General features: G+C 62.2%; 24 protein-coding genes. 13 read left to right on the top strand and 11 right to left on the bottom strand.

From position 1 onward, the window contains the following. Positions 1-12: 12 nt before the first annotated feature. The 3 genes from putA (at position 13) to ACXYMS_RS07220 (ending at position 4363) form a co-directional block, all read left to right on the top strand. Positions 13-3393 (top strand): bifunctional proline dehydrogenase/L-glutamate gamma-semialdehyde dehydrogenase PutA, encoded by a 3381-nt coding sequence (putA, locus tag ACXYMS_RS07230; protein WP_458905009.1) that lies wholly within the window; start codon positions 13-15, stop codon positions 3391-3393. 119 nt (positions 3394-3512) lie between these two features. Then, on the top strand, positions 3513-3854 hold the full coding sequence (locus tag ACXYMS_RS07225; RefSeq protein WP_458905007.1) for an ArsR/SmtB family transcription factor: 342 nt from the start codon (positions 3513-3515) through the stop codon (positions 3852-3854). 11 nt (positions 3855-3865) lie between these two features. Then, positions 3866-4363, top strand: coding sequence for an SRPBCC domain-containing protein (locus ACXYMS_RS07220; RefSeq protein ID WP_458905006.1), 498 nt, complete (start codon positions 3866-3868; stop codon positions 4361-4363). A gap of 146 nt (positions 4364-4509) precedes the next feature. On the opposite strand, the gene ACXYMS_RS07215 is transcribed toward ACXYMS_RS07220, so the two are convergent. Beyond that, the gene (locus ACXYMS_RS07215; protein WP_458905004.1) at positions 4510-5532 is read right to left on the bottom strand and encodes a LacI family DNA-binding transcriptional regulator; all 1023 of its coding nucleotides are present in this window, start codon (positions 5530-5532) and stop codon (positions 4510-4512) included. 204 nt (positions 5533-5736) lie between these two features. On the opposite strand from ACXYMS_RS07215, the gene ACXYMS_RS07210 reads away from it, so the two are divergent. The 3 genes from ACXYMS_RS07210 to ACXYMS_RS07200 all read left to right on the top strand — a co-directional run bounded on the left by ACXYMS_RS07210 (position 5737) and on the right by ACXYMS_RS07200 (position 9294). Continuing rightward, complete coding sequence (locus ACXYMS_RS07210) at positions 5737-7278, top strand: sugar ABC transporter ATP-binding protein (RefSeq protein ID WP_458905003.1); 1542 nt, start codon at positions 5737-5739, stop codon at positions 7276-7278. Beyond that, the gene (locus ACXYMS_RS07205) at positions 7259-8263 is read left to right on the top strand and encodes an ABC transporter permease (protein WP_458905001.1); all 1005 of its coding nucleotides are present in this window, start codon (positions 7259-7261) and stop codon (positions 8261-8263) included. Before ACXYMS_RS07210 ends, ACXYMS_RS07205 begins: the two co-directional genes overlap by 20 nt. 77 nt (positions 8264-8340) lie before the next feature. Beyond that, entirely contained in the window at positions 8341-9294 is a 954-nt protein-coding gene (locus ACXYMS_RS07200; RefSeq protein ID WP_458904999.1) for a substrate-binding domain-containing protein, read from the top strand. A gap of 231 nt (positions 9295-9525) precedes the next feature. On the opposite strand, the gene ACXYMS_RS07195 is transcribed toward ACXYMS_RS07200, so the two are convergent. The 4 genes from ACXYMS_RS07195 to ACXYMS_RS07180 form a co-directional block, all read right to left on the bottom strand. Continuing rightward, on the bottom strand, positions 9526-9726 hold the full coding sequence (locus tag ACXYMS_RS07195) for a heavy-metal-associated domain-containing protein (RefSeq protein ID WP_458904997.1): 201 nt from the start codon (positions 9724-9726) through the stop codon (positions 9526-9528). 3 nt (positions 9727-9729) lie between these two features. Next, a complete protein-coding gene (gene cueR / locus ACXYMS_RS07190) occupies positions 9730-10137 on the bottom strand; it encodes a Cu(I)-responsive transcriptional regulator (RefSeq protein WP_458904995.1) in 408 nt (135 codons plus the stop codon). Continuing rightward, a complete protein-coding gene (locus ACXYMS_RS07185) occupies positions 10134-12395 on the bottom strand; it encodes a heavy metal translocating P-type ATPase (protein WP_458904993.1) in 2262 nt (753 codons plus the stop codon). The genes cueR and ACXYMS_RS07185 overlap by 4 nt, the downstream gene beginning before the upstream one ends. A gap of 70 nt (positions 12396-12465) precedes the next feature. After that, entirely contained in the window at positions 12466-12690 is a 225-nt protein-coding gene (locus ACXYMS_RS07180; protein WP_458904992.1) for a hypothetical protein, read from the bottom strand. 194 nt (positions 12691-12884) lie between these two features. On the opposite strand from ACXYMS_RS07180, the gene ACXYMS_RS07175 reads away from it, so the two are divergent. After that, positions 12885-13607: a Crp/Fnr family transcriptional regulator gene (locus ACXYMS_RS07175; RefSeq protein ID WP_458904990.1), complete on the top strand. Its 723-nt coding sequence runs from the start codon at positions 12885-12887 to the stop codon at positions 13605-13607. 80 nt (positions 13608-13687) lie between these two features. Here the strand turns inward: ACXYMS_RS07175 and cydC are convergent, their stop codons facing one another. Together cydC and cydD are read right to left on the bottom strand one after the other, a co-directional pair. Further along, positions 13688-15340 carry a thiol reductant ABC exporter subunit CydC gene (gene cydC, locus ACXYMS_RS07170; RefSeq protein ID WP_458904989.1) on the bottom strand — a complete coding sequence of 551 codons (1653 nt, stop codon included), beginning with the start codon at positions 15338-15340 and terminating at the stop codon, positions 13688-13690. After that, positions 15337-17061 carry a thiol reductant ABC exporter subunit CydD gene (gene cydD, locus ACXYMS_RS07165; protein WP_458904987.1) on the bottom strand — a complete coding sequence of 575 codons (1725 nt, stop codon included), beginning with the start codon at positions 17059-17061 and terminating at the stop codon, positions 15337-15339. Before cydD ends, cydC begins: the two co-directional genes overlap by 4 nt. Positions 17062-17229: 168 nt before the next feature. On the opposite strand from cydD, the gene ACXYMS_RS07160 reads away from it, so the two are divergent. The 4 genes from ACXYMS_RS07160 (at position 17230) to ACXYMS_RS07145 (ending at position 20516) form a co-directional block, all read left to right on the top strand. Further along, entirely contained in the window at positions 17230-18822 is a 1593-nt protein-coding gene (locus ACXYMS_RS07160; protein ID WP_458904985.1) for a cytochrome ubiquinol oxidase subunit I, read from the top strand. Next, positions 18819-19964, top strand: coding sequence for a cytochrome d ubiquinol oxidase subunit II (cydB, locus tag ACXYMS_RS07155; protein ID WP_458904983.1), 1146 nt, complete (start codon positions 18819-18821; stop codon positions 19962-19964). Before ACXYMS_RS07160 ends, cydB begins: the two co-directional genes overlap by 4 nt. Before the next feature lie 9 nt (positions 19965-19973). Continuing rightward, complete coding sequence (gene cydX / locus ACXYMS_RS07150; RefSeq protein ID WP_458904982.1) at positions 19974-20105, top strand: cytochrome bd-I oxidase subunit CydX; 132 nt, start codon at positions 19974-19976, stop codon at positions 20103-20105. Between the two features lie 264 nt (positions 20106-20369). Then, positions 20370-20516 carry a DUF1127 domain-containing protein gene (locus ACXYMS_RS07145; protein ID WP_458904980.1) on the top strand — a complete coding sequence of 49 codons (147 nt, stop codon included), beginning with the start codon at positions 20370-20372 and terminating at the stop codon, positions 20514-20516. Positions 20517-20786: 270 nt separating this feature from the next. On the opposite strand, the gene ybaK is transcribed toward ACXYMS_RS07145, so the two are convergent. Together ybaK and ACXYMS_RS07135 are read right to left on the bottom strand one after the other, a co-directional pair. Then, entirely contained in the window at positions 20787-21260 is a 474-nt protein-coding gene (ybaK, locus tag ACXYMS_RS07140) for a Cys-tRNA(Pro) deacylase (protein ID WP_458904978.1), read from the bottom strand. A 37-nt stretch (positions 21261-21297) separates the two neighbouring features. After that, positions 21298-21507, bottom strand: coding sequence for a hypothetical protein (locus ACXYMS_RS07135; RefSeq protein WP_458904977.1), 210 nt, complete (start codon positions 21505-21507; stop codon positions 21298-21300). Positions 21508-21626: 119 nt separating this feature from the next. Here ACXYMS_RS07135 and ACXYMS_RS07130 point away from each other — a divergent pair, with 119 nt between their 5' ends. Then, positions 21627-22523 (top strand): LysR substrate-binding domain-containing protein, encoded by an 897-nt coding sequence (locus ACXYMS_RS07130; protein ID WP_458904975.1) that lies wholly within the window; start codon positions 21627-21629, stop codon positions 22521-22523. A gap of 72 nt (positions 22524-22595) precedes the next feature. Here the strand turns inward: ACXYMS_RS07130 and rhaI are convergent, their stop codons facing one another. Both rhaI and ACXYMS_RS07120 read right to left on the bottom strand, forming a co-directional pair. Further along, on the bottom strand, positions 22596-23885 hold the full coding sequence (gene rhaI / locus ACXYMS_RS07125; protein ID WP_458904973.1) for an L-rhamnose catabolism isomerase: 1290 nt from the start codon (positions 23883-23885) through the stop codon (positions 22596-22598). 11 nt (positions 23886-23896) lie between these two features. Then, positions 23897-25993, bottom strand: a complete 2097-nt coding sequence (locus ACXYMS_RS07120) for a bifunctional rhamnulose-1-phosphate aldolase/short-chain dehydrogenase (protein ID WP_458904971.1) — start codon at positions 25991-25993, stop codon at positions 23897-23899. Positions 25994-26176: 183 nt separating this feature from the next. Between ACXYMS_RS07120 and ACXYMS_RS07115 the strand changes: the two genes are divergently transcribed. Further along, positions 26177-26977, top strand: coding sequence for a DeoR/GlpR family DNA-binding transcription regulator (locus ACXYMS_RS07115; RefSeq protein ID WP_458904969.1), 801 nt, complete (start codon positions 26177-26179; stop codon positions 26975-26977).

The raw sequence follows: 26977 nt of genomic DNA, 5'->3' as shown, positions 1-26977 counted from the left end.
CGGGGTTCATCCATGACAACTGCCCAAAACGCCGCCCGCCGAGCCTTCCGCGCCCAGCTTCATGCCGAGGAGGCCCGACTGGTGGGCGAACTCATCGACGAGACGGGGCTGGATGGCGCGGCCCGTGATGCGATTTCGGCCCATGCGGTGCGACTGGTCAACGCTGTACGCAAAGACGCGCGGCTGGGGTTGATGGAGAGTTTTCTGGCCGAATATAGCCTCGATAGCGAGGAGGGGCTGGCACTGATGTCGCTGGCCGAGGCACTGCTGCGCGTGCCCGACAGCGAGACCATCGATGCACTGATCCATGACAAGGTGGGCGGCGCGGACTGGGGCCGGCATTTCGGCGGCTCGCCCAGTCCGCTGGTCAATTTCTCCTCATGGGCCCTCAGCCTCACCGCCGAGGTCCTGGGCGACCCGAATATCGGGCCGAGATCGTCCCTGCACCGGGCGGTCGCACGACTGGGCGAGCCCTTGATCCGCACCGCTGTCGGCCATGCCATGCGTCTGATGGGCGGCCAATTCGTATTCGGGCGCACCATCGACGAGGCCATTGCCAACGCCCGGAGGCCCGAGGCCGGTGGCTATCGTTATTCCTACGACATGCTGGGCGAGGCGGCCCGTACCGCCGATGACGCCAAACGGTATTTCGATGCTTATTTGAAGGCTATCGAAGCACTGGTGCCTCATTGCGTGCACGGCTCGGTGCGCGACAATCCAGGCATTTCGGTCAAGCTCAGCGCACTTCATCCGCGCTACGAAGCGGCGCAGCGCGAGCGGGTGATGGTCGAATTGGTTGCGGCGACTAGAGAACTGGCACTGGTGGCGGCACGCGCCAATCTGGGTTTTAACATTGATGCCGAGGAGGCCGACCGGCTGGAGCTGTCGCTCGACGTGATCGAAGCCGTATTGGAGACACCGGAATTGGCCGGCTGGAACGGCTTTGGTGTGGTCGTGCAGGCCTATGGCAAGCGCGTGCTGCCGCTGATCGATTGGCTGGACGCGACGGCGGAGCGGCTTGATCGCAGGATCATGGTGCGGCTGGTCAAGGGCGCCTATTGGGATGCCGAGATCAAGCGGGCACAGGTGCTGGGCCTTCCGGACTATCCAGTGTTCGCCCGCAAGGCGGCAACCGATGTGAGCTATATGGCCGCAGCACGAAAGCTCTTCGCGGCGTCTCGGATCTACCCGCAATTCGCCACCCACAATGCGCACACGGCCGCCGCCGTGCTGCATCTGGCCGCAGCGGTGGGTCGCAATAAGGAGAGCTACGAGTTCCAGCGCCTGCATGGTATGGGCGAGCGCTTGCACGCCGTGCTGCACCAGACTTTTGCCACGACTACCCGCATTTATGCTCCTGTCGGAGCGCATCGGAACCTGCTCGCCTATCTGGTGCGACGCCTGCTTGAGAATGGAGCCAATGGCTCGTTCGTCTACCAGATTGCCGATGCCGACATTGCAGCGGAGACGGTAGCCGAAGACCCTATCGGCAACCTGCTGGGGCTGGGTACGGTTTTCCCCAATTTAGCCATTCCCTCGCCTTCCGGCATCTTTGGTCAAAGACGCAATTCGGCCGGACTGGACCTTGCTGACCCAGTTGCCTTTGGCGCGATAGCGGTGTCGCGCGAACAATTCAGGACGTACAGGTGGAATGCCGTGCCCCTCTGTGCCACCAGATCGTTTAAGGGGTCGAAGCACACGGTTCTCAATCCCGCGGACCATGCCGATGTCGTTGGCGCCCTTGTAGAGGTCAGTGCGGAGCAGGTTGGCGAGGCCATCGCGGCTGCCGCCGCGTCAGGCTGGTGCAAGGTAGAGGTGGCCGAGCGCATCGCTATGCTACGCCGCGTTGCCGATCTCTACGAAAACAATACCGCCGAACTTTTAGCGTTATTGGCCCGCGAGGCCGGTAAAACCTGGGCCGACGCGGTGGCCGAACTGCGCGAGGCAGTGGACTTCCTGCGCTATTACGCCAACGAGGCCGCCAGGTTAACTGCGCCGCCGCGAGGTCCCTTTGTCTGCATTTCGCCCTGGAATTTCCCTCTGGCCATCTTCACCGGACAGGTCGCTGCGGCGCTGGTGACCGGCAATTCGGTGCTGGCCAAGCCGGCCCCGCAGACACCGCTGGTCGCCTTCAGGGCCGTGCAACTCATGCGCGAGGCGGGTATCCCGCACGACGCGGTACAATTGCTGCCCGGAGGGCCCGAAGTCGGGGCGGCCCTGACGTCTCATCCGGCCATTGCCGGTGTCGCATTCACCGGATCTTTGCCCACCGCCCGGCGTATAGAGCAGGCCCTGGCAGAACATGCCGCGCCCGACGTGCCGTTGATTGCGGAAACCGGTGGCCTCAATGCCATGGTGGTCGACAACACCGCGCTCGCCGAGCAGGCAGTGCGCGACATAATCGCTTCGGCGTTCCAGTCTGCGGGGCAGCGCTGCTCGGCCCTGCGAATCCTCTACGTGCAGGACGAAGCCGCCGATCGCACCATCGACATGTTAAAGGGCGCCATGGATGAATTGCGGCTCGGCAATCCCTGGGACTTGTCGACTGATGTCGGGCCGATCATCGACGCATCTGCCCAGTACAAAATATCCGCCTATGTCGCCGCCCGGCAGGACCGGGTCATCCACCAATTGTCGGTACCCTCTGGCGACACTTTTATGGCGCCGACCATGCTGCGCGTCAGTGGTATCGAGGAAATGCCTGAGGAAATATTTGGACCGGTATTGCACGTGGCCACCTTCAAGGGTGCTGCGCTGGACAGGGTCATCGCATCCATCAATGCTGCCGGCTATGGTCTGACATTCGGCATGCACACACGCATTTCCGCGCGGGTGAAGCGGCTGGCCGGGCAGGTGCATGCCGGCAATATCTACGTCAATCGCAACCAGATTGGCGCTGTGGTCGGCAGCCAGCCCTTTGGCGGCGAGGGCCTTTCCGGCACCGGCCCCAAGGCTGGAGGTCCGCACTATCTGCCGCGTTTCACACGCGGGGACGCACTCCTGCAATCAGATGTGCTCGACTTGCCGGGACCAACAGGCGAGAGCAATCGGCTTTACGCTGTGCCGCGCGGCATGCTGCTTTGCTTCGGCCCAACTCCGGAAGACTTCGCCGCACAAGAGGCAATGGGTGGGATGGCGGGGTGTCGGAGCGAAGCCGCGGCGATGATCGATCTGCATCGTCTCCGCCACGGAGCCGGCTTTGATGCCATCGCCTGGTTTGGCGATACTGGGCAATTGAAGTCAATTCGGCAGGCGCTGAGCCAGCGAGACGGCGCATTGCTGCCGATCGTCACTGGACCGCACGAGATCGGCCGACTGCTCCTCGAACGCCACGTCTGCATTGATACGACAGCAGCGGGCGGCAACGCCTCCCTTATGGCCGTGTCAGGCTAGCTTATCCCCTGCAGCGCCGGACTATTCGGCTGCGACGTCGCTACCTGCAGTTGCGGTTTGACTTATATTAAACCGAATAGTATTAAACCGATAAGTTTATGAAGGTGGGTTTACATACCATGACTGATCCGCTCAGCACCACGCTCGCTGCGCTCGCCGACCCGACGCGCCGGGCAATCCTGGCGCGGCTCTCCCTTGGGGAGGCAAGCGTCAATGATCTGGCCGGACCTTTCGACATGACGCTGGCCGCCGTCTCCAAGCACATCAAGGTGCTTGAGAGGGCAGGCCTGGTCAGTCGTGGCCGGCAGGCGCAATACCGCCCGTGCAAGCTGGACGCCGCGCCGATGCGTGAGGTGGCCTGCTATGTCGAGAGCTATCGCCGGTTCTGGGAACAGAACCTCAAACAGCTCGACGCCTATCTCAAACAATTGCAGACACCAAAATCGGACACCAGGAACTGAGGAGAACTCCGATGAATGACCAGGCCTTTCCCAATCCCTTTATGACCGAATTGCCCGACGACGCGCCGCTGATCATTATGTCCCGAACCTTCGATGCGCCGCTGGCGCTGGTCTGGAAGGTGTGGACCGAGAAGGAGCACGTCGCTCACTGGTGGGGCTTCGGCAATAACGAAGTCATCGAATACGACGTTCGCACCGGTGGCAAATGGCGGATAGTGGGCCTGTCGCCCGACGGGACGAAGTGGGTGATGTTCGGCACCTACCTTGCGGTCGAGCCCATGCGCATGATCCGCAACACATTCGTTGTCGAGGGTGCGTTCGAGGAAGACGAACGCTATTACGAAGAGCACCATTTCGAGGAACGCGACGGCAAGACCCACTATCGCTCGGTTTCGAACTTCCCCGACTTCGAGATGCGCCACGCGACGGTCGACACCGGAATGGAATGGGGCGCCAATGTCTCCATGGTGCAATTCGACGAAATCCTGGAGCGCCTCAAGGTCAGTTGAAGCAGGGCTGCGCTACGGGTCCGTCCGCTAGAGGCGGGTTCATTGGACACGCTGATCGGCAGGCAATTTCCTGTACTGGAAGGTTGCACAAGTGGGCAGCCTCTTCGCAGTCCCAAGACGGTCAATTGTCGTACCTCCGAAGGCTTCTAGCCCGGCGGCCGGGATACCGAGTTGCGTACGATCAACTCGGCCCGCAGTAGCACCTCTCGCGATTTAGGTTCGTCGCCGGCCAATAGCGCCAGCAGCAATTCCATAGCGGCCTCGCCCATCCGGTGTCGGGGCTGCTTCATGGTGGACAGGGACGGCGTGAGAAAGCTGGCAAAGGAAATGTCGTCGAAACCCATGATGGAAAACTGCCGGGGCAGTTCATAGCGACGGGTATTGAGTGCGATCATCACCCCCATGGCTGTCGCGTCATTGACGCAGAAGAAGGCAGTGGGCAATGCGTCGCGCACGAACATGAGCTCGGCAGCGGCTCGGCCGCTTTCGGTGGTGCCGTCGCCATCGATGACCAGGCGCGGATCGGTCGAAAGCCCGGCGCCCGCCAACGCGGCGCGATAGCCCTCCTCGCGCAAGCGGCTGATCTCTCGATGGGGTGCACGACCCACATAAGCGATGCGACGATGGCCTTGAGAGATCAGGTGCTCGGTGGCGACCCGGGCGCCCTCGAAATTGTCGACGCCCACAAATGGCACGCCTTTGCCAATGACCGGCTCGTTGACGGCCACCATTGGAGGTAGGCGCCCTTCAGATGGATTTTGTCCCAGGCCATAGGGCAGGTGGCCTGTGAAGAGGATTAAGCCATCGGCCTGATTTGAACTGATGAATCGTAGATAGTCAGTCTCCCGGCTGGGGTCACTCTGGGTGTTGCCGATCAACAGGCCATAGCCGCGCTTGCTGGCCTCGGTCTCCAGGCCGACCAGGATGTTGGAGAAATTGGGATCGCCGACATCCGGCGCAAGGATGAGGATCATGTTGCTTCGCCGCATCCGCAGCGAGCGCGCCATGGCATTGGTGGTGTACCCCGTGCGCGCAACGGCATCGGTGACCCGGCGGCGGGTGGCGTCGGCGACCTTAGTCGGCTCGTTGATGGCGCGGCTCACCGTAGCAATCGAGACCCCGGCCATGGCCGCAACGTCTTCAATGGTGGCCAGCTTTTGCTGCTGCACTTGACGCTCCGCCCTCCGTGCCAGACCCAAAAATCCAGCATACCCTTGCCCTTAGCAGATGAAACCGGCGCCGCCAGCTTGATCCACGGGCTTATTGGAATTACCAACCTTGTAAACCTTTACACCAGTCATGAAAACCTTTACATCAACGTTTGAGTACAGAGCGTCGCAGCAAGCGGGCCGGGCTCAGGGAGGAGTCGACGCATGGGGGAAGCGCAGGGCGAGAGTGGGCAGCCGATTTTGTCGGCGAGCCGCGTCTCGAAATCCTTTGGCGAGATTCCGGTGCTGTTCAGCATCGATTTTGACGTCTGCCCCGGAGAGGTCCATGCCATAATCGGCGAAAACGGCGCCGGCAAATCCACCCTCATCAAAATCCTCTCCGGCATTGAGCAGCCTACATCGGGCAGCATCGGTTTTGATGGTCAGACCGTTCAACTGCCGCCTGATGGCAAGGCCGAGGCAATGGGCATTGTGCTCATCCATCAGGAACTGAACCTGGCGGAACATCTGACCGTTGCCGATTCGATTTTCTTGGGTCGTGAACTGAAACAGTTTGGCTTCCTCGATAATGGCGAGATGCGCCGCCGCGCCCGCACCGTCATGGAAACCCTGCACGTGCACGTCGATCCCGATGCGCGCATCAGCAGTCTGTCGGTCGCTGACAAGCAGATGGTAGAGATTGCCAAGGCTATCAGCCGCGACGCGCGGGTACTCATCATGGATGAACCTACCGCGGTGCTGTCGGCAAGCGAAACCCAGACCCTGTTCGAACAAATCCGCCGGCTGACAGCGCGTGGCGTGGCGGTAGTATTCATCAGCCATAAACTCGATGAGATCATGGAACTTGCCGATAGGGTGACTGTCTTGCGAGACGGTCAATTGATCGCAACCGTCGGCACCGAGGCGCTGACACCCGATTCAATCGCCCAGATGATGGTCGGGCGCGAACTGTCCAATCTCTATCCGCCCAAGCACGAGCCGGATGTTGATGCACCAATGGTGCTTAGCGTCCGCAACCTCGAAACCCTGAGCGTCAGCAACATTTCCTTCGATCTGCGGCGCGGCGAAATCCTCGGCTTTGCTGGCCTGATCGGGTCCGGCCGCACGGCCGTCGCCGAGGCGGTTGTCGGCCTGACGCACAAGAGCGGCGGCGACGTGACCCTCAACGGGCGGCCGGTCAGCTTCACCCGCGTTGCCCAGTCGGTCGATGCGGGCATGGCCTACATGACCAAGGACCGTAAGGGCAAAGGCCTGCTGCTCAATATGGGGTTGCGGCCCAATCTCACCCTGCTCACACTGGAAAAGCACCTGCGCGCGGGGTTTCTCGACACGGCCAGCGAGGATCGGGCGCTGGAGCGTGCCGTGCGTCGTTTTGACGTTCGCGCCCGCGATGCCTCGGTGGCAGTCGGCCGGCTTTCCGGCGGCAATCAGCAGAAGTTGATGCTCGGAAAGACCATGGAAAGCGAACCCGACATCATCATCATGGACGAGCCGACCCGCGGCATCGATGTCGGAACCAAGCAACAGATCTATCACATCATCGCCGCCCTGGCGGCCGAGGGGAAGGCGGTCATCCTCATCTCCTCAGAATTGCAGGAAGTAATCGGCCTCAGCCACCGCGTCGTGGTGATGCGCACCGGACGCATCGCGGGCGTGCTCGAAGGCGCCGAAATCACCGAAGAAGAGATCATGCGGTACGCCGCGGGCATCAAGCAGAGTGGACACGATGAGCGTATCAGCGCCTGAAATTCCGGCTAAGCCGGCACGCGGGTTTCGCCCCGATCTCAAGACCATCGGGCCACTGGTGGCACTGGCGCTGCTGGTATTGCTGGGCATTGCGCTCAATGAACACTTCCTCAGCTACAACAACATCACCAATGTGCTGGCGCGTTCGAGCTTCATCGGCATCATTGCCATTGGTGCCACCTTCGTCATCACTGCGGGTGGCCTCGACCTGTCGGTCGGCTCGATGGCAGCCGTCATCGCCGGCGTAATGATCATGGTAATGAACTGGCTGATTCCCTCATTCGGCATCGGCTGGAGCGTGATCCTGGCCGGCATGGCCGCAGGCATATTGCTCGGCGGGGTCGCCGGCGTCGGCAATGGCCTGATGATTACACGCGGCCGGATAGAGGCCTTCATCGTGACGCTTGGCACCATGGGTATTTTCCGCTCGCTGGTGACTTTCCTGGCTGATGGCGGCACGCTCTCGCTCAACTTCCAGGTCGCCGACGTTTATCGCCCGGTTTATTACAACGGGTTGCTGGGTATTCCTTATCCCATCCTCGTGTTCGCTCTTGTGGCTATCGGCGGCGAGATCGTCATGCGAAGGACCGCCTTCGGCCGGCACTGTGCCGCCATTGGCAGCAATGAGCAGGTGGCCCGCTACTCCTCCATCAATGTCGAGAATGTCCGCCTGATTACCTATATACTTCAAGGGGTTCTGGTCGGCGTTGCCGTATTGCTCTACGTGCCGCGCCTGGGGTCGGCATCCAGCACGACGGGTGTTTTGTGGGAGTTGGAGGCGATTGCGGCGGTGATTATCGGCGGCACCACGCTCAAGGGTGGCTATGGCCGCGTCTGGGGTACTGTGGTGGGGGTGATTATCCTCGGCCTGATCGGTAACATTTTGAATCTGCAAAGCATTATCAGCCCGTATCTCAACGGGGCATTCCAGGGCGTCATCATCATCCTTGCCGTGTTGCTGCAGCGCCCAAGGCGCGCCGCCTAGGCCCGGACCGGGTCCTGGACCCGCTTCATGAACGAGTTTCACATCGCCCGCAAAAGGGCATTTTGGGAGGACTACAAATGAAACTGGCAACAACCCTTCTGGCGTCGGCGGTCATCGCCACAGGCCTGGGCGGCACCGCCCTTGCCCAGGACGATACCGTGACCATCGGCGTCTCGGTTCCGGCCGCAACCCATGGCTGGACCGGCGGCGTCAACTATTTCGCCCAGCAGGCCATCGAGCGCCTCGAAGGCACCTATGACAATGTCGAGTTTGTGTTCGCATCGTCGCCCGACTCGCCAAAGCAGATCGCCGACATCGAAGACATGGTCTCGACCCGCAATATCGATGCGCTCGTCATTTTGCCCGGCGACCCGGACGCGATGACTTCGGCGATCAAGCAGGTCAAGGATGCCGGCAAGTTCGTGACCGTGGTGGATCGTCAGCTTTCTATCGACGGCGTGGAAAACCTCTATGTCGCCGGTGACAATCCGGGCCTCGGTGCCAATGCCGCCGAATACATCATGGAACGCCTGCCCGACGGCGGCAATATCGTCATCCTGCGCGGCATGCCGATCCCGATCGATCAGCAGCGCTTCGACGGCTTCATGGGCGTTGTCGAAGGATCCAACATCATGGTCCTCGAGAATGAATTCGCCAACTGGAACCGCGATGACGGCTTCCGCGTGATGCAGGACTTCCTGACCCGCTTCCCGGAAATCGACGCTGTCTGGACCCAGGACGACGATATCTCCCTGGGCGCCATCGAAGCCATCAAGCAGGCCGGCCGTGAAGATGAAATGTTCATCGTCGGCGGCGCGGGCATGCAGCAGATTCTCCAGGCCGTTAAGGCCGGCGATCCGCTGACCCCGATCGACGTGAGCTACAGCCCGGCCATGATCGCCACGGCCATCGAGCTGACGACCTCGCACTTCACCGGTGGCATCCAGGTGGCCGGTCGCTACATCCTCGACTCAACCGTTATCACCCAGGACAATGTCGACGGCTTCCTCGACGCTGAAAGCCCGTTCTAAGTCCTTCCAGGAACGGACACGAGAGGGGCGACCGGCATTGCCGGGCGCCCCTTTTCTTTGGCTTTCGAGGGGTTTGTGGCTTCGTCAGGGGTCACGAAATGCCCCTGTGAAGGGGAAATGGACCCTGCACGAGTGACGCAAGAGACTTTTCTAAAACGCCGCGCCGCCCTCGGGCCTGACCCGAGGACGGCCTATGGAGCGGCGGCACCGCACCATAGAGGGGCTTCGGGGTTACGCCGCCTCCGGCGTATAGCCCGCCTCGCGGATGGCCTCTTCGCCCCTGGCGCGGTCGCCGGTGAAGCTGACCTTATGGGTCGGCAGATCGATGTCGACCTTGGTGCCCGGCAGGGCTGCTTCGAGCGCGTCGCGCACGGTGCCGACGCAATGACCGCAGGTCATGTCGTTAACGATGAGCGTGGTCTTGTCAGTCATGGGTCAATGTCCTTTGGTGGCTGGCGTACCGGCCAGATCGTCGAGAATGGGGCAGTCAGGGCGGTTGTCGCCGGCGCAGCAATGGACGAGATGGCTCAGCGTCTTCACCATCCCCTGCAATTCGGCGATCTTGGTCTCGAGGGCGGCAATGTGGCCGCTGGCGATATCCTTGACCTCGGCGCTGGCGCGGGATCGGTCCTGCCAGAGGCCAAGCAGGGCGGAGGTCTCCTCGATCGAGAACCCGAGAGTGCGGGCCCGCTTGATGAAACGCAGCACATGAACCTCATCGGCGCCATAGACGCGATAATTGCTGCCGGTGCGCAGTGGCGCGCGGATCAGACCGATCTGCTCATAATAGCGGATCATCTTGGCCGAGACGCCGGTGGCGCTTGCGGCTTCTCCGATATTCATGGGGTCGCCCCCTTCACACCACGCAGGCGCTGGGCATTGCCGATCACGAAGATCGATGAAAAGGCCATGGCGCCGGCCCCGATCATGGGCGAGAGCAGGATGCCGAAGCTCGGATAGAGCAAGCCAGCCGCCACCGGGATCAGAATGGCGTTGTAGCCAAAGGCCCAGAACAGGTTTTCCCAGATATTGCGCAGCGTGGCGCGGCTGACCGTCAAGGCATTGAGGACGCCCTTGAGATCACCCCCCAGCAGCACGACATCGGCGCTTTCGATAGCGGCGTCGGTGCCTGACCCTACGGCAATGCCGATATCGGCCTCGGCCAGGGCCGGAGCATCGTTGATGCCATCACCGACATAGGCGATGACGCGATTGCCCTGGCGCAGCGACTGGATGGCCTCGACCTTGTCGGCGGGCAGCACTTCGGCGCGCACCTCCTCGATACCTAGCTTTGCGGCAATGGCTTCGGCGGTGCGCCGATTATCGCCCGAGATCATTGCGGTTTTGAGGCCCATGGTGTGTAGAGCCTCAATCACCGCCCTGCTCGATGGCTTGATGCTATCGGCCACCACGATGGCAGCAGCAAGCCGATCATCGATGGAAGCAAAGACGGGGGTCTTGCCTTCGCCTGACAGCCTTTCCATGGCATCCGCAAAATCGGAGAAATCGAGGTGGCTCATATGGCTTTGCGCCCCAACTGCGACCAGTCGCCCATCGACGCGGGCAGTGACGCCAGTCCCGGGATTTGACGTGAACTCGGTCACCGTGCCAAGGGTCAGCCCGGCCTTTTCGGCGGCCGCAACGATGGCGGTGGCAATGGGATGTTCGGACCGGGATTCGACGGCAGCGACTAGCGTCAGCACCTCGTCATGCTCGAAATCGTCGTCGAGGATAAGGTCGGTCAGCACCGGCTTGCCTTCGGTCAGGGTCCCGGTCTTGTCGAAGGCGACGAGCCTGGCGTCACGGAGCTGTTGCAGGGCTTCGCCCTTGCGGAACAGCACGCCCAACTGTGCGGCGCGACCGGTGCCGACCATGATCGACATGGGTGTGGCCAAGCCCATGGCACAGGGACAGGCAATGATCAGGACCGCCACGGCATTGACCAGCGCGTAGCTGAGGCTTGGCTCTGGCCCCAGAATGAACCAGATTATGGACGTGAGAATGGCAAGGGCGATGACGACGGGCACGAAGACCGCCGTAATGCGGTCAACGACCGCCTGGATGGGCAGCTTGCCAGCCTGGGCATCCTCGACCATGCGGATGATCTGGGCCAGCATGGTATCGGCCCCCACCTTGGTGGCGCGGAAACGGAAGCTGCCCGAGACATTGAGCGTGCCGCCCACGACACTGGCCCCGACCGATTTGGACACCGGCAGGGGTTCGCCCGAGATCATCGATTCATCGACATGGCTATTGCCATCAATGATCTCGCCATCGACAGCAACCTTCTCTCCGGGGCGGACCAGCACCACATCGCCGACGCGCACGCTATCCACCGGCACATCCACGGCGCTGCCGTCACGTTCGATACGGGCCGTGCGTGCCTGCTGCTGCATGAGCCGACTTATGGCCTCGCCGGTGCGGCCCTTGGCAAGTGCCTCCAGCCAGCGGCCGACAAGGATCAGCGTCACGATGACGGCCGCAGCCTCGAAATAGACATAGCGGGTGTCGGCCGGCACCAGTTGCGGCGCGAAGGTGACGACGCTCGAATAGAGCCAGGCGGCTCCCGCACCAAGCGCCACCAGTGAATTCATCTCCGGTGCTCCGCGCAGGAGGGCAGGAATGCCGGCCTTGAAGAAGCGGAGGCCCGGTACGAACAGCACGAAACTGGCGAGCACGAAATAGCTGACCCAGAGCACATCCATGGAGACGGCAGACATGAGCCACATGTGGAAAGGCATGTAGAGGTGACCGGTCATCTCCACCAGAAACAGCGGTAGCGTGGGAATGGCGGCAATGATGACGTCGCGCCTGAGCACGGCGGCGTCCTCATCGTGGTGATGGGCATGGTCATGCGCCGGGGCATCGGCCTTTCTGACACTACCCTTGTACCCCACCTTTTCCACGGCTTGGATGAGCGCGTCGGCATCACCCCCCGAGACGGTGGCGCGTTCGGTCGCGAGGTTGACGGTGGCCATTTCGACCCCGGGGACCTTGAGCAGGGCCTTTTCCACGCGCGATACGCAGGACGCGCAGGTCATGCCCTCGATATTGAGCGAAACGGCTGCGGAAGAGTGGTTGTGATGGACGTGATTGTTCATGATCTTTCACCTCGTCCACCAGCATATAGACCTTCCCATCATGGCAAGGTCAAGGGGCGGCCCCGCTGCCCTATCCGGTGGGCTCGACGAGGCAGTAACCGTCCTCGGCAATCGCCTGTTCCACTCGTGCAGCGCTGGCACCGAGCAGTTTGTCCTCGGACATGGTGGTGGCGAAATGCCTCCACTCCCGGTCCTGCAGATGTCGGGGAATGGCGGCGCTGGTATCGATGGGCAGCACCAGCAGGCTGGGCGGGTTCCCTGCGGTGCCCTCCGATATGAACACGTTGACCTGCATAAGACCTCTTCCGGCTAACAATATCCCGCTATTCAGCCACGAACCGTGATAGTGCGCAATTGCAAGAAAATCGCACGGGATTCGTGTCCGGAAGAACCCGCCATGGTCCATGCGACCAGTTGGCACAGCGACATTCTCGCGCCTTATACTACGGGGAGTGCGGTCTTACTTCTTGTGGTGTCAGGAGCATGACCATGCAGACACTCCGCAAGGACATTCACAATTCGGGAGACCCGATTCTCTGCCAGAGTTGTGAGGCCCGGCACCAGGGAATTTGCGGGGCGCTCAACGCCGAGCAATTGTTGACACTGGCAAAGTCCACCCGCCGTGTGCGCAAGGCTGCCGGCGAAGAACTGCTCGCCGATGCCATGCCTATCGTCAGCTATGCCAATGTGCTGCGCGGGGTCATCAAGCTCTCCAAGGTGCTTGAAGACGGCCGCCAGCAGGTTGTGGGCCTGCAATTTGCGCCGGACCTGTTGGGCCGACCCTTTGCTGCGGAAAGCCGGGTCAGCGCCGAGGCGGCCTCGGAAGTCGATCTCTGCATCATCCCCAAGCCGGCGCTTGAGGCGCTGCTGACCCAAAGTGCGCCACTCGAACACCGGGTGATGATGCAGGCCCTACGCGAGCTTGACGAAGCGCGGGACTGGATGGTCACGCTGGGCCGCAAATCGGCAGCCGAAAAGGTTGCCAGTTTCCTTTACCTGATTGCCACCCATATCGATCCGACCGAGGAGCCGCCGGAGACCAGTTTCGACCTGCCCCTGAGCCGCGCAGATATTGGCGACTTCCTGGGCCTCACCATCGAAACCGTGAGCCGGCAGATCAGCAAGCTCAAGGCCGATGGGGTCATCGAAATCCTCAATTACCGGCATGTCACCGTGCCTGACCTGACACGGTTGCGGATCAGGTGCGGGTGAGGGGCTTTTTCCCATGGCCCATGCCAGCACTGGTCCGGGGCAGGGCGGCGCATTTTGGCAGGCAACGAACGTGGCCACCTTTAATCCAGCCGCCCACCTTCCAGTCTCAACACCCGATCCACAGTCCCGGCGGGAATGGCTGCGTGAGTGACCATGATCACCGTGCGCCCAAGTGTCGCCGTGGCCAAGACCCTGAAGAAGGCTTCCTCGGTATCGCGGTCGAGCGCATTGGTCGGCTCGTCGAGCAGCAACACCGGCGCATTGGACAGCAGGGCCCGGGCGAGGCAGAGGCGTCGCGCCTGGCCAGCCGAAAACGTGCGCCCGACTTCGCCCATAAGTGTGTCGAGGCCGCGAGGTAGGGCGCGCACATGATCATCCAGTTGCGCCTGTGAGAGGGCTGACCACAAGTCATCCTCGCTGGCATCGGCGCGGCCGATGAGCAGGTTGTTGCGGATGGTGTCGATGAAGACCGGGCTGTCCTGGCTGAGCAGCGCCATATGCGCGTGAATGTCGGCGCTGGCGAAGGCCGGCAGGGCATGGCCGCCAATGGCAACCTGACCCGATTGCGGGTCTGACAGACGCAACAGCAGGCGCAGCAGGGTGGACTTGCCGGAACCGCTGGAGCCAGTGATGGCGATGCGTTCGCCCAGGGCAATGTGAAGGTTTAGCCCATCAAGAATGCGGGGTAGGCCGGGATAGGAAAAGCTGACGCCGTCAAGATGGAGCGCACCATCACGGGGCAAGGGAGCGGGATGGGCTGGCTCCGCGACCGGCAGGGGCAGGTCGGCCAGCGCCACCAGCCGCTCGGCGGCGGCCATCGCCTGGCTTGCCTTGCTGGTGCTGCGCACGATCATGCTGGTCACCTCGAAGCTGCCGAGCACGGCCAGCAGCAACCCGGCCATGACCGGACCCTCGATATGGCCGGCATCGAGCGCCACGAGGCCTGCCCAGAGGGTGCCCACAAGCGCCAGGGCGGCCAGGCTCTGCACTGCCAGGCTGCCCAGAGTGGTGACGGCGCCAAGATGCCGGCGCAGGCGGGCGGCCTGTTCATTGGCAGTGGCGAACTGGGTGCTGGTCGTGCCCAGGGCGCCAAGCAGCACCAGGTCGGCATGGCCATTGACGCCGTCGAGAACCTTCATGCGGAGGTCAGCCTGCGCTGCCACGCTGGCGCGCCCGGCGCGGCGGCTGATCAGCACCATGCTTGTGGGCACCGCCAGGCTCGCCAGGGCCAGTGCAAGGCCATAGGGCAGGGCGGCGGAGGGCAGCAGCACGGCCAGGATCGTGGTCATGATCGTCCCGATTGCCAGGGCCGAAACCAGCGGTCCCACGGCGACGAGGAAGGCAGTGTCGAGCGCATCGACATCGGCGGTGAGGCGTGAGACCAGGTCGCCATGGCGCAGGGAGCGATCCGGCATGGGCAGGCGTGGAAAGAGCCGGGCAAAGAGCCAGCCGCGCAGATCGGACAGGAGTTTGAGCGTGGCATTGTGGCCCACCAGCCTTTCGCCATAACGCGCCAGGATGCGGATAAAGGACAGACCACGCACCATGGCGGAGGGGACAAAGAGGTTGAACCCCAGCCCCGCCGTGGTGAGGGCCGTAGCGGCGATGAACCAGCCCGACGTTCCTAGAAGCGAAACGCCAGCGGCTAGCGTGACGAGGGATAGCAAGAGGGCCAAGAGGAGCGCGCGGCTGCGGTGTCGGAAGAGCGGCAGGAAGGTTAGAAGGGCCTTCATGCGACACCTCGTTTGCAGCTCGGTCTGGGCGCGGCGAGCAGGGTGTTCCCGGCAATGCACCAGACCTTGTCCATGCGGCCCGCCACCGCCAGCGAATGCGTGGCCACGATGAGCGTGCGGCCTTTTGCATAGGCGAGGATGGACGCGATGATCTCGTCTTCCAGACTGGCCTCGAGATGGGCCGTGGGTTCATCGAGGAGGATCAGCCCGGCATCGCGGAGAAACAGGCGCGCCAGCGCCACGCGCTGCGCCTGGCCGCCCGAAAAGCCCACGCCGTCCTCGCCGATGACAGTATCGAGCCCCTCGGGCAGGGCAGCGGCAAAGCCGCTCACCGCGGCGCGCTCGGCGGCCCGCTCGATCTCGGTCCGCGACGCGCCGGGGCGGGCAAGACCGATATTGTCGGCGATGCTGGCGTGAATGATGCGCGGCTTCTGCGCGAGGAGGAAGCTGCGGGCCCGCAATTCGGGCTCCGGCCAGTCGCCCAGGGAGCGGCCATTGAGGGTAAGCAGCCCCTCATGCGCGCGGAGGCCCGCCAGTGCTTCGAGCAGCGTGGACTTGCCCGAGCCGCTGGGGCCGAGCAGAGCCACGTGCTGGCCTGCGGGGATTGAGAGGCCGGTATCATGCAGCACGGCGCGCAGGCGATCGGGGGTGCGCAGGGTGACGCCGGTGACCTCGATGGCCAGCGCGGCGCCGGTTTGCGGGGCGATGTCTGAGAGGGAAGCGGGGAGGGCGGGGATAGCGCCGAGCTGGCGCTCGATTTCCAGCAGGCCCGCCTTGGCCGTGGACCGGTCATGATAATGGGCGGCGAGCAGGCGCAGCGGATTATACACCTCCGGCGCCATCAGCAGCAGGAACATGCCCAGTTGCAGGGTGAGCGGGCTGCCGCGCAGGTGCAGATAGTCGATGAAGGTCAGGCCCACATAGAGCGCGATCCCCGCGACGCCCAGCGCCGCGAAGAATTCCAGCACGGCAGAGGAGAGAAAGGCGATACGCAGCACCTTGAGTGTGCGCTGGCGCAGCGCTTCGCTGGCTGCCACAATCCCGACGGTTTCCGCATCGGCCCGGCCGAAGAGTTTTAGTGTCAGCAATCCGCGCAAGCGGTCGGCAAAGCGACTGGAGAGATGGCTGAGCGCGCGTGCCTGGCGGTCGGTGGCGATCTGTGCGCCCCAACCGATCAGCGCCATGAACACCGGGATCAGCGGTGCGGTGACGAGGAACAGCACACCCGCGACCCAGTCGAGCGGCAGGATGACTGCGCCGAAGACCAGCGGCAGCAGCGCGGCCTGGAGGGCCGCCGGCAGATAGCGGGCGAAATAGCCATCGAGCGCCTCGACCTGGTCGACAATGGCCGAGGCGGCCGCTCCCGAAGAAGCGGTCTCGGTGACTCTCGGCGAGCGCGCCAGCAGATGGGTGAAGAGGACCTGCCGCAGATGCTGCTTGACTGCCTCGGCGGCGACAATGCCCGCCTGTTCACCCACGGCGCCAAGTCCCGCGCGCAAGACAAGCAGGCCGACAATGAGGCCGATGGCCGGCGCCAGGGCATCCGGAGCCTCCCCCACCTCGATGGCGCGGCCGAGCACGTCGGAAAGCGCCCAGGCCTGCCACACCAGTAGCAGTCCGCCGACCAGCGGCGCTGCCATGGCAATCCAAAGCGCCAGACCACCCTTTCCATGCAGGCGGTTGAGCGCTCTGGCGCTGGTGGTGTCGGTTGTGGTCGTCACGAGAACTCTTGGCTGGTGTCAGGTTGTCCGGGGCGAGAAACTTCTACTCTATCTGAGCCCCTGTCGGGAGGTCTTGATCTGGATCAAGGCGAGGGTCAGTCTCATTGAGCTATGAGGGGCAAAGGCGGCCCGAGTCTGGCCGTCGCAAGCAGAGAGCAAGAGCGCGCCATGACCGACATGCTCGTCGTCGATCTCTCGCGATGGCAATTCGCCGCCACTGCGATGTATCACTTCATATTCGTGCCCCTGACGCTGGGTCTGTCCTTCATGATGGCGATCATGGAGAGTGTCTATGTGATGACCGGGCGCGAAATCTGGCGCAAGGCCACCCTGTTCTGGGGCACGCTGTTCGGTGTCAATTTTGCCATGGGCGTGGCAACCGGCATTGTCATGGAATTTCAGTTCGGCATGAACTGGAGCTATTACAGCCATTATGTGGGCGATGTGTTCGGCGCGCCGCTGGCCATCGAAGGCCTGATGGCCTTCTTCCTGGAAGCGACATTTGTCGGCCTGTTCTTCTTTGGTTGGGACCGGCTGAGCAAGATGGGACATCTGGTTGTCACCTGGCTGGTGGCGTTCGGCGCCAATTTCTCCGCTCTCTGGATCCTGATCGCCAATGGCTGGATGCAGAATCCGGTCGGCGCCAAGTTCAATCCCGACACCATGCGCATGGAAATTACCGACTTCATGGCGGTGATCTTCAACTCGGTAGCGCAGGCCAAGTTTGTCCATACGGTGAGCGCCGGCTATGTCACGGGCGCTGTCTTCGTCCTCTCCATTTCGGCGCTGTTCCTGGTCAAGGGCAAGCATGTCGAACTGGCCAAGCGCTCCGCCGTGGTGGCCGCCAGCTTTGGCCTCGCCTCGGCGCTGTCGGTGGTCGTACTGGGGGACGAGAGCGGCTATGTGGCGACCGAACACCAGAAGATGAAGATCGCGGCCATCGAAGCCTCGTTCCACACCGAGCCGGCTCCGGCCCCATGGACAGTGGTCGCCATTCCCGGCGCCGACGGGGAGCCGATCTGGCAGATTCAGGTGCCCTGGCTGGGCGGGCTGATCACGACGCGTTCGCTGGACGAAGAACTTGAAGGCATCAACGAGCTGGTCGAGCGGGCCGACGAGCGCATCCGCTCGGGCATGGTGGCCTATGCGGCCCTGCAGGAAATCCGGGCGGACGGCAATGCCGAAGCGCGCGCCGTATTCGAGGAGACCTGGGCCGATCTTGGCTATGGCCTGCTGCTGAAGCGCTATCGCGTCGATGTGCAGAATGCCACCGATGACGAGATTGCCATGGCGGCTGCCGATACGGTGCCCGAAGTCTGGCCGCTGTTCTGGACCTTCCGCATCATGATGGGGCTGGGCTTCTTCTTCATCGCCTTTTTCGGAGTGTGGTTTTATCGCGCCTCGCGTGGCTGGATCGACACCAACAAGCCGCTGCTATGGTTCACGGTGTTCCTGCTGCCTACGCCGTGGATTGCCATCGAAAGCGGCTGGTTCATCGCCGAGTTCGGGCGGCAGCCCTGGGTGGTGGAGGGGGTGCTGCCGACCTTCTACGCGGCATCTGGCCTCAGCGTCCTCGACCTCACCCTGTCGCTGACCTTCTTCGTGCTGCTCTATACCGTGCTGCTGGTCATCATGGTCATCCTGATGGTGAGGATCATCAAGGCCGGCCCCAAGGACAATATGCTCGCGCCGGATGATAAGGACGACTTTGTCATGGTCGCCCTGCCTGCCACTCCCGCAACCAAGGAGCTCGGATCGTGAGCACCATTCCTCTCGACTATGAAACGCTGCGGCTGATCTGGTGGCTGCTGCTGGGCGTCTTGCTGATCGGCTTCGCCATCATGGGTGGACGCGATCTGGGCGTGGGCGCGCTGCTGCCCTTCGTTGCCCGCACCGATGCGGAGCGGCGGGTCCTGCTCAACCTGGTCGGCCCGACCTGGGAAGGCAACCAGGTTTGGCTGGTGCTGGGCGGCGGGGCCATTTTCGCGGCCTTCCCGCCGCTTTATGCGGTGAGCTTTTCGGGCTTTTACCTCGCTATGATCGTCATCCTGCTGGCGCTGATCCTGAGGCCTGTCGGCTTCAAATTCCGCGGCAAGGTGGAAGACCCGCGCTGGCGCACCACCTGGGACTGGGCCCTTTTCGTCGGAGGCTTCGTGCCGACGCTGATCATGGGCGTTGCAGTAGGCAATGTGCTGCTGGGCGCACCATTCCATCTCGATGACAGCATGCGCATTTTCTACACTGGCAATTTCTTCCAATTGCTGATGCCCTTCGCGCTGCTGGCGGGCCTTGTCAGCCTGGGGATGATCGTGACCCAGGGGGCTGCCGTAATTGCCGGACGCACCGAAGGGGTAATCGCCGATCGAGCCCGCAGCTATGGGGTAGTGGCTGGAATGGCCACCATGGTCCTCTTTGCCCTGGGCGGGGCATGGATCGCCTTCATGAACGGCTATGTCGTCACCAGCGCAATCGACCCCAATGCGGCGGTCAACCCTCTGTCCAAGTCGGTTGAACTGGTACCGGGTGGCTGGCTGAGCAATTACGGGACCTATCCGTGGATGCTTGCGGCACCCATCATCGGCTTTGCCGGTATGGCGGTCGCAGTGCTCTCGCTGTGGGGCCACCGAAAGCTAGTGGCGCTGCTCGGATCGAGCGCGGGCATATTCGGCATCGTCGCCACAGCGGGTGTCTCGATCTTTCCGTTCTTCCTGCCATCCTCGACCATGCCCAATGCCGGGCTGACCCTTTGGGATGCGTCGTCGAGCCATCTGACCCTGTTCATCATGCTGCTGGCGACCCTCATCTTCCTGCCGCTCATCTTGCTCTACACAGCCTGGGTGTTTCGGGTGATGCGAGGCTCGGTGACGACGGAGAGCCTGGGCAAGAACCCCAACGCCTATTAGGAGCCGATCATGTGGTATTTTTCGTGGATCCTGGGCCTGAGCCTTGCGTGCAGCTTCGGCATTCTCAACGCCATGTGGTTTGAAATGCGCGAGGATCGGCGTCTGGCACGCGAGCAGAGTTTGGAAAGAGCCGCCCGCTGACGCATGGCTGTTGACCGTTTGGTCAAAAATCGAACGAAGCCGGATTCGAGATTGCTCGCATCCGATTTCCTTTTGCTTTCAGATAGATAGGTGGGTCCATTTGCGGGGCTTGCTTGGTGATGCACCCTGACCAACATGAAAGGAATGTGGCGAAACTGCCTCTTTCGTTTGCATTGAGTGCATAACGGATGTGCAGCAAGGCCATCTACTAATCACGACTAGGCTGCTATAGATATAGGTCATCGAAACGAAGGGGAAACCGAAATGAACATCGCCAAGAAGATTGCCGACTTTGCCAAGTACCAGCGCACCCTGCGTGAGCTGAACGCTCTGGACAACCGCCAGCTGCACGACCTGGGCATCACCAAGGGTGATATCCGCTCCATCGCTCGCGGCACCTACGTAAACTAATCTGCGATTGTCGCCGATAAGGCGGCACTGACCTCCAGGTCATCCGATGAAGGCGTCCACCAGGGCGCCTTTTGTCGTTTCTGGGGTGGGAAGCCCTAACGACCAGCGGTCAGGGCGCGACGGCTGCCATATTCACTGAACCGCACTCGGGCCTGACCCGAATGCCGCTCGCCGCCCCTCGATTGTCGTGACTGGTCCTCGGATCAAGCCCGAGGACGGCTCGGAGCTGTCTGGAGAACTGCGTAAGAGGGATCAAGGGTGGCGGTACTCCTACCGCACCAGATCGGCGCCCACGCAGTTAAGAACCCGGATCAAGTCATCGGGTCTGATCCTGATCTGCAATCCCCGTTGCCCACCATTGAGATAGATCTCGTCATATAGGGTTGCCAGTTCATCAAGCGCCGTGGGCACTTGTTTGCGCTGGCCCAGCGGGCTGATGCCGCCGACCTTGTAGCCGGTGAGACGTTCTGCATCCGCCGGCTTCATCATGTGCGCCGACTTGCCGCCCAGTGCCGAAGCCAGCTTCTTCATGTTTACTTCTTCATCGGAAGGCACGATGGCGCAGATGGGCTTGCCATCGAGCTCGGCCATCAGCGTCTTGAACACTTGGGACGCCGACACCCCCATCGCCTCTGCCGCCTGTAGCCCGACCCGCTCGGCGCTGGGGTCATAGTCATAGGCTGCGAGCGTAAAAGGAATGCCGGCATGGATGAGGGCCAGTGTGGCGGGCGTGGTCTTGGACATGGATGTGTTTTAGGCGATCCGCGCCGCCTGGCAAGCCTCAGCGATCAAGATCGAAGCGGCGGACCCAGCGCGGATCATCGGCCGGTGATTCATAGGCATCGAGCCCCACATCCATGAGCAGGTGAGGCGGCAGACGCAGGGCGGTAACAGCCCTGCGGCGGCGGCGTTGCACCAGGGCCTTGCTAGCAGCATCGCGCAGAGCCGGGAGAGGCAGAAGCAGGGCAAAGAGGCTAGAATATGAGATCATTTTCATTCACAGGCCTTATGGCCAGTGCCTCGCTGTGATTGACATGAAAAGAAGATTGACGCCGAATGCCGCGAGTTACCAACTAAACCTCGATAAGATGCCATAAGGAAATTTGATCCATGTCCTTGCCGCCCCTGACGGCGCTGCGCGCTTTTGAGGCGGTGGCGCGTCACCTCAGTTTTACCCGTGCCGCCGAAGAATTGGGCATGACCCAGGCGGCGGTGAGCTATCAGATCAAGCAATTGGAGGACCGGGTCGGCACGCAACTGTTTTTGCGCAAGCCACGCCGGGTGGAACTGAGTGAAGTCGGCGCGCGGCTGGCGCCGGAGGTGGGGCAGGCTTTCGATATTCTGCGCAATGCCTTCGCGACAACGCGGGGGGCGGTGGACAATCAATTGTCCATCACAGCGGTCTCGACCTTTGCCAGCCAATGGCTGGCGCAGAACCTAGGCCTGTTCCAACTCGCCCACCCCCAGATCGCCGTCCGCCTCGATAGCAGCAACGACTTGGTCGATCTGCTGCATGACGATTTTGACCTCGCCATCCGCACCATGCCGGAGGGGCCGGTCGATGGGCTGGTGTCGCACCTTCTGGTCAGGGGTGATTTCACGCCATTGCTCAGTCCGGCGCTAGCCGAGAGCATCGGGGGCGTCAAGCACCCCGCTGACCTGCTGCGGCTGCCCATTCTCGACCCGCGCGACGAATGGCTGGAACAATGGTTCCACGCGGCGGGTGTCGAGGGCTATTCGGTAGAGGGGCGGCCGGTAAGCATGATGGGTCAGCAGAGCCTATTGGGCACGGCAGCCATGGCCGGACGCGGCGTTGCCATGCTGACGCCGGCCCTATTTCGCGATGAGATCAACGCCGGCCGCCTCGTGCAGCCCTTTCCGCTGCTGGCAAAAGCCGCCCGGGGCTATTACCTCGCCTACCCCGAGAGCCGCCGCAACGCACTCAAGATCCGCATGTTCCGCGACTGGATGCTGGAGGCCACGGCCTATATGCGGCGGCCGGGCTGAAACCATTGCAAAAGGCCCGGCGATTGCGCACCGGGCCTTCCGTTTTCCTTGGCGGGGAGGTGCCGCGGAAAATCAGACGATGCCGCTGGAGCCGGCCGCGATCTCGGGACGGATTTCCGCGACTTTCGCGCGGTAACCCGAGGCGCGATAGGTGGCCAGGGGGTCGATGGCGCCGCCCTGTTCCATGCGGGCCATGGCCAGGATCGGCTCGACATCGGTGCGATAGGCAAGGCGCAGCGCCTGGGTGGCGACCAGCGCATCATTGCCCTCCTGTGCGGCCTTGAGACCCTTGCGATCGACCAGCAGGGCCTGGGCATAAGCGCGCTGCACATCGGCCGCCGAGAGCATCAACGACTCGATGGGGTCGGTGACATTGTGGCTTTGGTCCAGCATGTGGGCTGGATGGAACGCGGCATCGCGGCTTTCGATATCGACCAGTTCGTTGAACACCAGGAACAGGCGGTAGGGATCGATCGAGCCGGCGTCGAGGTCGTCATCGCCGTATTTGCTGTCATTGAAATGGAAGCCGCCGAGCTTGCCGAACTGGGCCAGGCGAGAGACGATCATCTCGATATTGACGTTGGGCGCATGGTGTCCGAGATCGACGAGGCAATAGGCCTTGTCGCCCAGCTCCTTGGCGATGAGGTAATTGGTGCCCCAATCCTGCACGACCGTAGAATAGAAGGCCGGCTCATACATCTTGTGTTCGGTATAGACGCGCCAGTCGTCGGGCAGGGCGGCATAAACCTGCTTCATTGAATCAAGATAATGCTCGAACTGGTTGGCGAAATTGACCTGGCCAGGGAAGTTGGAGCCGTCGCCGATCCAGACGGTGAGGGCCTTCGAGCCGATGGTCTTGCCGATCTCGATACATTCCAGATTATGCTCGATGGCCTGGTCGCGTGTCGCCTTGTCGGCGGCAGAGAGCGAGCCGAACTTGTAGCTCTGCAACTGGCCCTTGGCATCGGCAAAGGTGTTCGAATTCATGGCGTCGAAGCCGAGATTGAAGCGGCTGGCGGCCTGCTTCAACCGGTTTGGATCGGCCTTATCCCAGGGGATGTGCAGCGAAACGGTCTTCGTCGCCTGGGTCAACTGGGCGATGACGGCGCAGTCTTCGATCTTGTCGAAAATGTCGCGCGGCTCGCCCTTGCCCGGGAAGCGGGCAAAGCGGGTGCCGCCAGTGCCGACGCCCCATGACGGGACGGCCACGGAAAAGGCGGCGACCTTGGCCTTGATGGCGTCAATGGCAATGCCGCGCCGGTCGAGGCGCTCGCCAAGGGTGTCATAGTCGACGTGGAGGTCAGCGGCGCGGGCAGCGTTCTGGGCTTCGATGACGGACGGGTCGATGATGTGTTCGGTCATGGCGCTGAACCTTACCGCGGGAACGACTGGGCGTTGCCCGCGTCGACATTGATGATGTTGCCGGTGGACTTGGCCGAGGCTTCTGAAGCGAAGAAGTAGATGGCTTCGGCGATGTCCTCGGGGAACACCGAGCGCTTCAGCATGGAGCGCTGGCGATACATTTCCTCAAGCCCGTCCTTGTCGGTCTTGTAAGTCGAGGCGCGCTGCTCGAGCCATTCGCCTGCCCAGATCTTGGACCCACGCAGCACGGCATCGGGATTGACGACATTGACGCGGATCTGTGCTTCGGCGCCTTCAAGGGCGAGGCAGCGGGCGAGGTGGATCTCGGCGGCCTTGGCGGTGCAATAGGCGGCGGCGTTGGGCGAAGCGGCGAGGCCGTTCTTTGAGGCGACGAAGACCACATTGCCGCCGATCTCCTGTTGGCGGAACAGGCGAAACGCTTCCCGGCTGACGAGGAAGTAGCCCGTGGACAGGATGTCCATGTTCTTGTTCCAGAGCTCGAGCGTCGTTTCCTCGATCGGCGCCGAAGAGGCGAGGCCGGCATTGGAGACGAGAATGTCGAGGCCACCAAATTCGACTGCCGCATGGGCGAAGCCGGAAAGGACCTGGTCCTCCCTGGTGACGTTGATGTTCACCGGCCGAACGAAATCCTTGCCGAAGACGCCGGAGAGTTCGGCCGTGGCAGCGTCCAGCGCGGTCTGGTCGATATCGGCGAGGACAACGCAAGCGCCTTCGCGCAGCAGCCGGGCAGCCGTGGCCTTGCCGATGCCGCCAGCACCGCCGGTGACGAGGGCAATCTTGCCGGCCAGTGACTTCGGCTTGGGCATGCGGGCGAGTTTGGCTTCTTCGAGCAGCCAATATTCGATGTCGAAGGCTTCCTGCTCGGGCAGCCCCTGATATTCCGAGACGGTCGAGGCGCCGCGCATCACATTGATGGCGTTGACATAGAACTCGCCGGAAATGCGGGCGGTGGCCTTGTCCTTGGCAAAGGTGATCATGCCCACGCCGGGGATCAGATACACCACGGCATTCGGATCGCGCACGGCGGGCGAATTGTCATGCTTGCAGCGGTCGTAATAGGCTTGATAGTCGACGCGATAGGCGGCGATCTGGTCGCCCAGACCGGCGATGACGGCGTCGACATCCGGCTTCTGCGGATCGAAGTCGACAACCAATGGGCGGATCTTGGTGCGCAGGAAATGGTCGGGGCAGGAGGTGCCCATGGATGCCAAAGGGCGCAGATTGTTGGAATTGACGAACTCGAGAACGGCGTCGCTGTCGTCGAAATGCCCCAGCTTGTGGCTGTCCTCGGAGATGAAGCCGCGGATTTTCGGCATCAGGCGCGCGGCGATGGTGCGACGGTCTTCTGCCGGCAGCGAGGCGGCGGCAGCGCCACCAAAAATGGTCTTGCCCGCGGTCTGCTCTTCGAACCAGGCAATGGCCTGATTGATGATGGCGATGGTAGTTTCGTAGCATTCCTTGGGCGTGTCGCCCCAGGTGAAGAGGCCGTGCGACTCGAGCACCACGCCTTTGGCGCCGGGGTTGTCGAGGCAGAATTTTTCCAGCCACAGGCCCAGCTCGAACCCCGGCTTCTTCCAGGGCAGCCAACCGATCTCGTCGCCGAAAATCTGCTGGGTGAGTTCCTTCGAATTCTTCGAGGCTGCGATGGCGATGATCGCATCCGGGTGCATATGATCGACATAGGGCCGGTTCACATAGGCATGGAGCGGGGTGTCGATGGAAGAGGCGCGCGGATTGAGGTTGAATGTGGCGTGGGGCAGGTAGCCCACCATTTCGTCTTCGAAATCGACCCCGCGATAGAGCCCCTTCAACGCCCGCAGCTTGTCCATATAGAGCGTGGCAAAGCCATCGAGCTTGATCGAGGCATTGTCCCCGCCTGAACCCTTGACCCAGAGAACCTCGACTTGTCCGCCGGTCAAAGGGTCCTTCTGCATGATCTTGGAGGAGGTATTGCCACCGCCATAATTGGTGACGCGCTTGTCGGAGCCCAGGAGGTTCGAGCGATAGACGAGGCGCTCAGGCTCGGACATGGACGCGGCCTTGGCATCATCCCACAGGTTTGCGAGGCGCTTGGGCGCGGTGGACATCGGATTCCTCCCGAGAGTAAGGCAAGACTGGATTGCGCGGAAATGGGCATGGAACGATCGACGCTGTCAATCAGAAACAATCATCTTTCGTCATCTTTGCGCGTTTATGACGGATGTATGCGGAATGATGATTGACTCTGCCCGAATTTGATGGAAGCAAATGCGCGGGAGGGAGTATCAGCCTTGCACGAAACGGAACGCCACCGCGTCATTCTGGCCGCCGCACAATCCCACCCCGTGGTGACGGTTGCGGAGCTGTGCGAGGTCACCGGGTCGTCTGAAGCCACCATTCGTCGCGACATTGCGGCCTTGCATGTGCAAGGCCGGCTGCGCCGGGTACGGGGCGGCGCCGAGGCGATAAACCCGCCGGCGCAGGGCGGACTGATGGGGCGGCCCTTCTCGGTCAACGAAACGATCAATATCGCGCAGAAACGTGCAATTGCCCGCGTCGCCGCAGAGATGTGCCGCGATGGCGAGCCAGTCATCATCAATGGCGGCACCACGACCTACCAGATGGTGCACTACCTGACCGGCAAGCGTCTCAGCGTCTTCACCAACAGCTTCGGCATCGCCGAATTCCTCATTCACAACTCGCGCAATTCCGTCGTCATTCCCGGCGGCACCGTCTATCGCGAGCAGAACGTTATCCTCTCGCCCTTTGGGGGGGTGGTGGCGAGCCATTTCTACGCCAAGCGCATGTTCATCGGCTGCCAGGGCATCGGCGCCCACGGGTTGATGGAGGCCGACCCGATGGTCGTGCAATCGGAGCTGGCGCTGATCGGGCAGGCGGACGAACTGATCGTGCTTGCCGATTCATCCAAATTTTCGGGACGCTCGAGCCTCATCCTGTGCGGGCTCGACCGAATTACCGCTGTCATCACCGATAGCGGTATCCGCGACGAAGACCGACAGATGCTGGACACAGCAGGCGTGCGGCTCATCGTTGCGGACGCGACTGCTCAGGCCGAAGCCAAGTTGGCCTGA

The organism is Devosia sp. CAU 1758, from assembly GCF_054482695.1.
This window is presented reverse-complemented; position numbering and strand designations above follow the sequence as displayed.

Bases quoted from the DNA above. Each gene is read 5' to 3' on its own strand.
- putA (WP_458905009.1), top strand. From the start codon at position 13: ATGACAACTGCCCAAAACGCCGCCCGCCGAGCCTTCCGCGCCCAGCTT.
- ACXYMS_RS07225 (WP_458905007.1), top strand. From the start codon at position 3,513: ATGACTGATCCGCTCAGCACCACGCTCGCTGCGCTCGCCGACCCGACG.
- ACXYMS_RS07220 (WP_458905006.1), top strand. From the start codon at position 3,866: ATGAATGACCAGGCCTTTCCCAATCCCTTTATGACCGAATTGCCCGAC.
- ACXYMS_RS07210 (WP_458905003.1), top strand. From the start codon at position 5,737: ATGGGGGAAGCGCAGGGCGAGAGTGGGCAGCCGATTTTGTCGGCGAGC.
- ACXYMS_RS07205 (WP_458905001.1), top strand. From the start codon at position 7,259: ATGAGCGTATCAGCGCCTGAAATTCCGGCTAAGCCGGCACGCGGGTTT.
- ACXYMS_RS07200 (WP_458904999.1), top strand. From the start codon at position 8,341: ATGAAACTGGCAACAACCCTTCTGGCGTCGGCGGTCATCGCCACAGGC.
- ACXYMS_RS07195 (WP_458904997.1), bottom strand. From the start codon at position 9,726: ATGACTGACAAGACCACGCTCATCGTTAACGACATGACCTGCGGTCAT.
- cueR (WP_458904995.1), bottom strand. From the start codon at position 10,137: ATGAATATCGGAGAAGCCGCAAGCGCCACCGGCGTCTCGGCCAAGATG.
- ACXYMS_RS07185 (WP_458904993.1), bottom strand. From the start codon at position 12,395: ATGAACAATCACGTCCATCACAACCACTCTTCCGCAGCCGTTTCGCTC.
- ACXYMS_RS07180 (WP_458904992.1), bottom strand. From the start codon at position 12,690: ATGCAGGTCAACGTGTTCATATCGGAGGGCACCGCAGGGAACCCGCCC.
- ACXYMS_RS07175 (WP_458904990.1), top strand. From the start codon at position 12,885: ATGCAGACACTCCGCAAGGACATTCACAATTCGGGAGACCCGATTCTC.
- cydC (WP_458904989.1), bottom strand. From the start codon at position 15,340: ATGAAGGCCCTTCTAACCTTCCTGCCGCTCTTCCGACACCGCAGCCGC.
- ACXYMS_RS07160 (WP_458904985.1), top strand. From the start codon at position 17,230: ATGACCGACATGCTCGTCGTCGATCTCTCGCGATGGCAATTCGCCGCC.
- cydX (WP_458904982.1), top strand. From the start codon at position 19,974: ATGTGGTATTTTTCGTGGATCCTGGGCCTGAGCCTTGCGTGCAGCTTC.
- ACXYMS_RS07145 (WP_458904980.1), top strand. From the start codon at position 20,370: ATGAACATCGCCAAGAAGATTGCCGACTTTGCCAAGTACCAGCGCACC.
- ybaK (WP_458904978.1), bottom strand. From the start codon at position 21,260: ATGTCCAAGACCACGCCCGCCACACTGGCCCTCATCCATGCCGGCATT.
- ACXYMS_RS07135 (WP_458904977.1), bottom strand. From the start codon at position 21,507: ATGATCTCATATTCTAGCCTCTTTGCCCTGCTTCTGCCTCTCCCGGCT.
- ACXYMS_RS07130 (WP_458904975.1), top strand. From the start codon at position 21,627: ATGTCCTTGCCGCCCCTGACGGCGCTGCGCGCTTTTGAGGCGGTGGCG.
- rhaI (WP_458904973.1), bottom strand. From the start codon at position 23,885: ATGACCGAACACATCATCGACCCGTCCGTCATCGAAGCCCAGAACGCT.
- ACXYMS_RS07120 (WP_458904971.1), bottom strand. From the start codon at position 25,993: ATGTCCACCGCGCCCAAGCGCCTCGCAAACCTGTGGGATGATGCCAAG.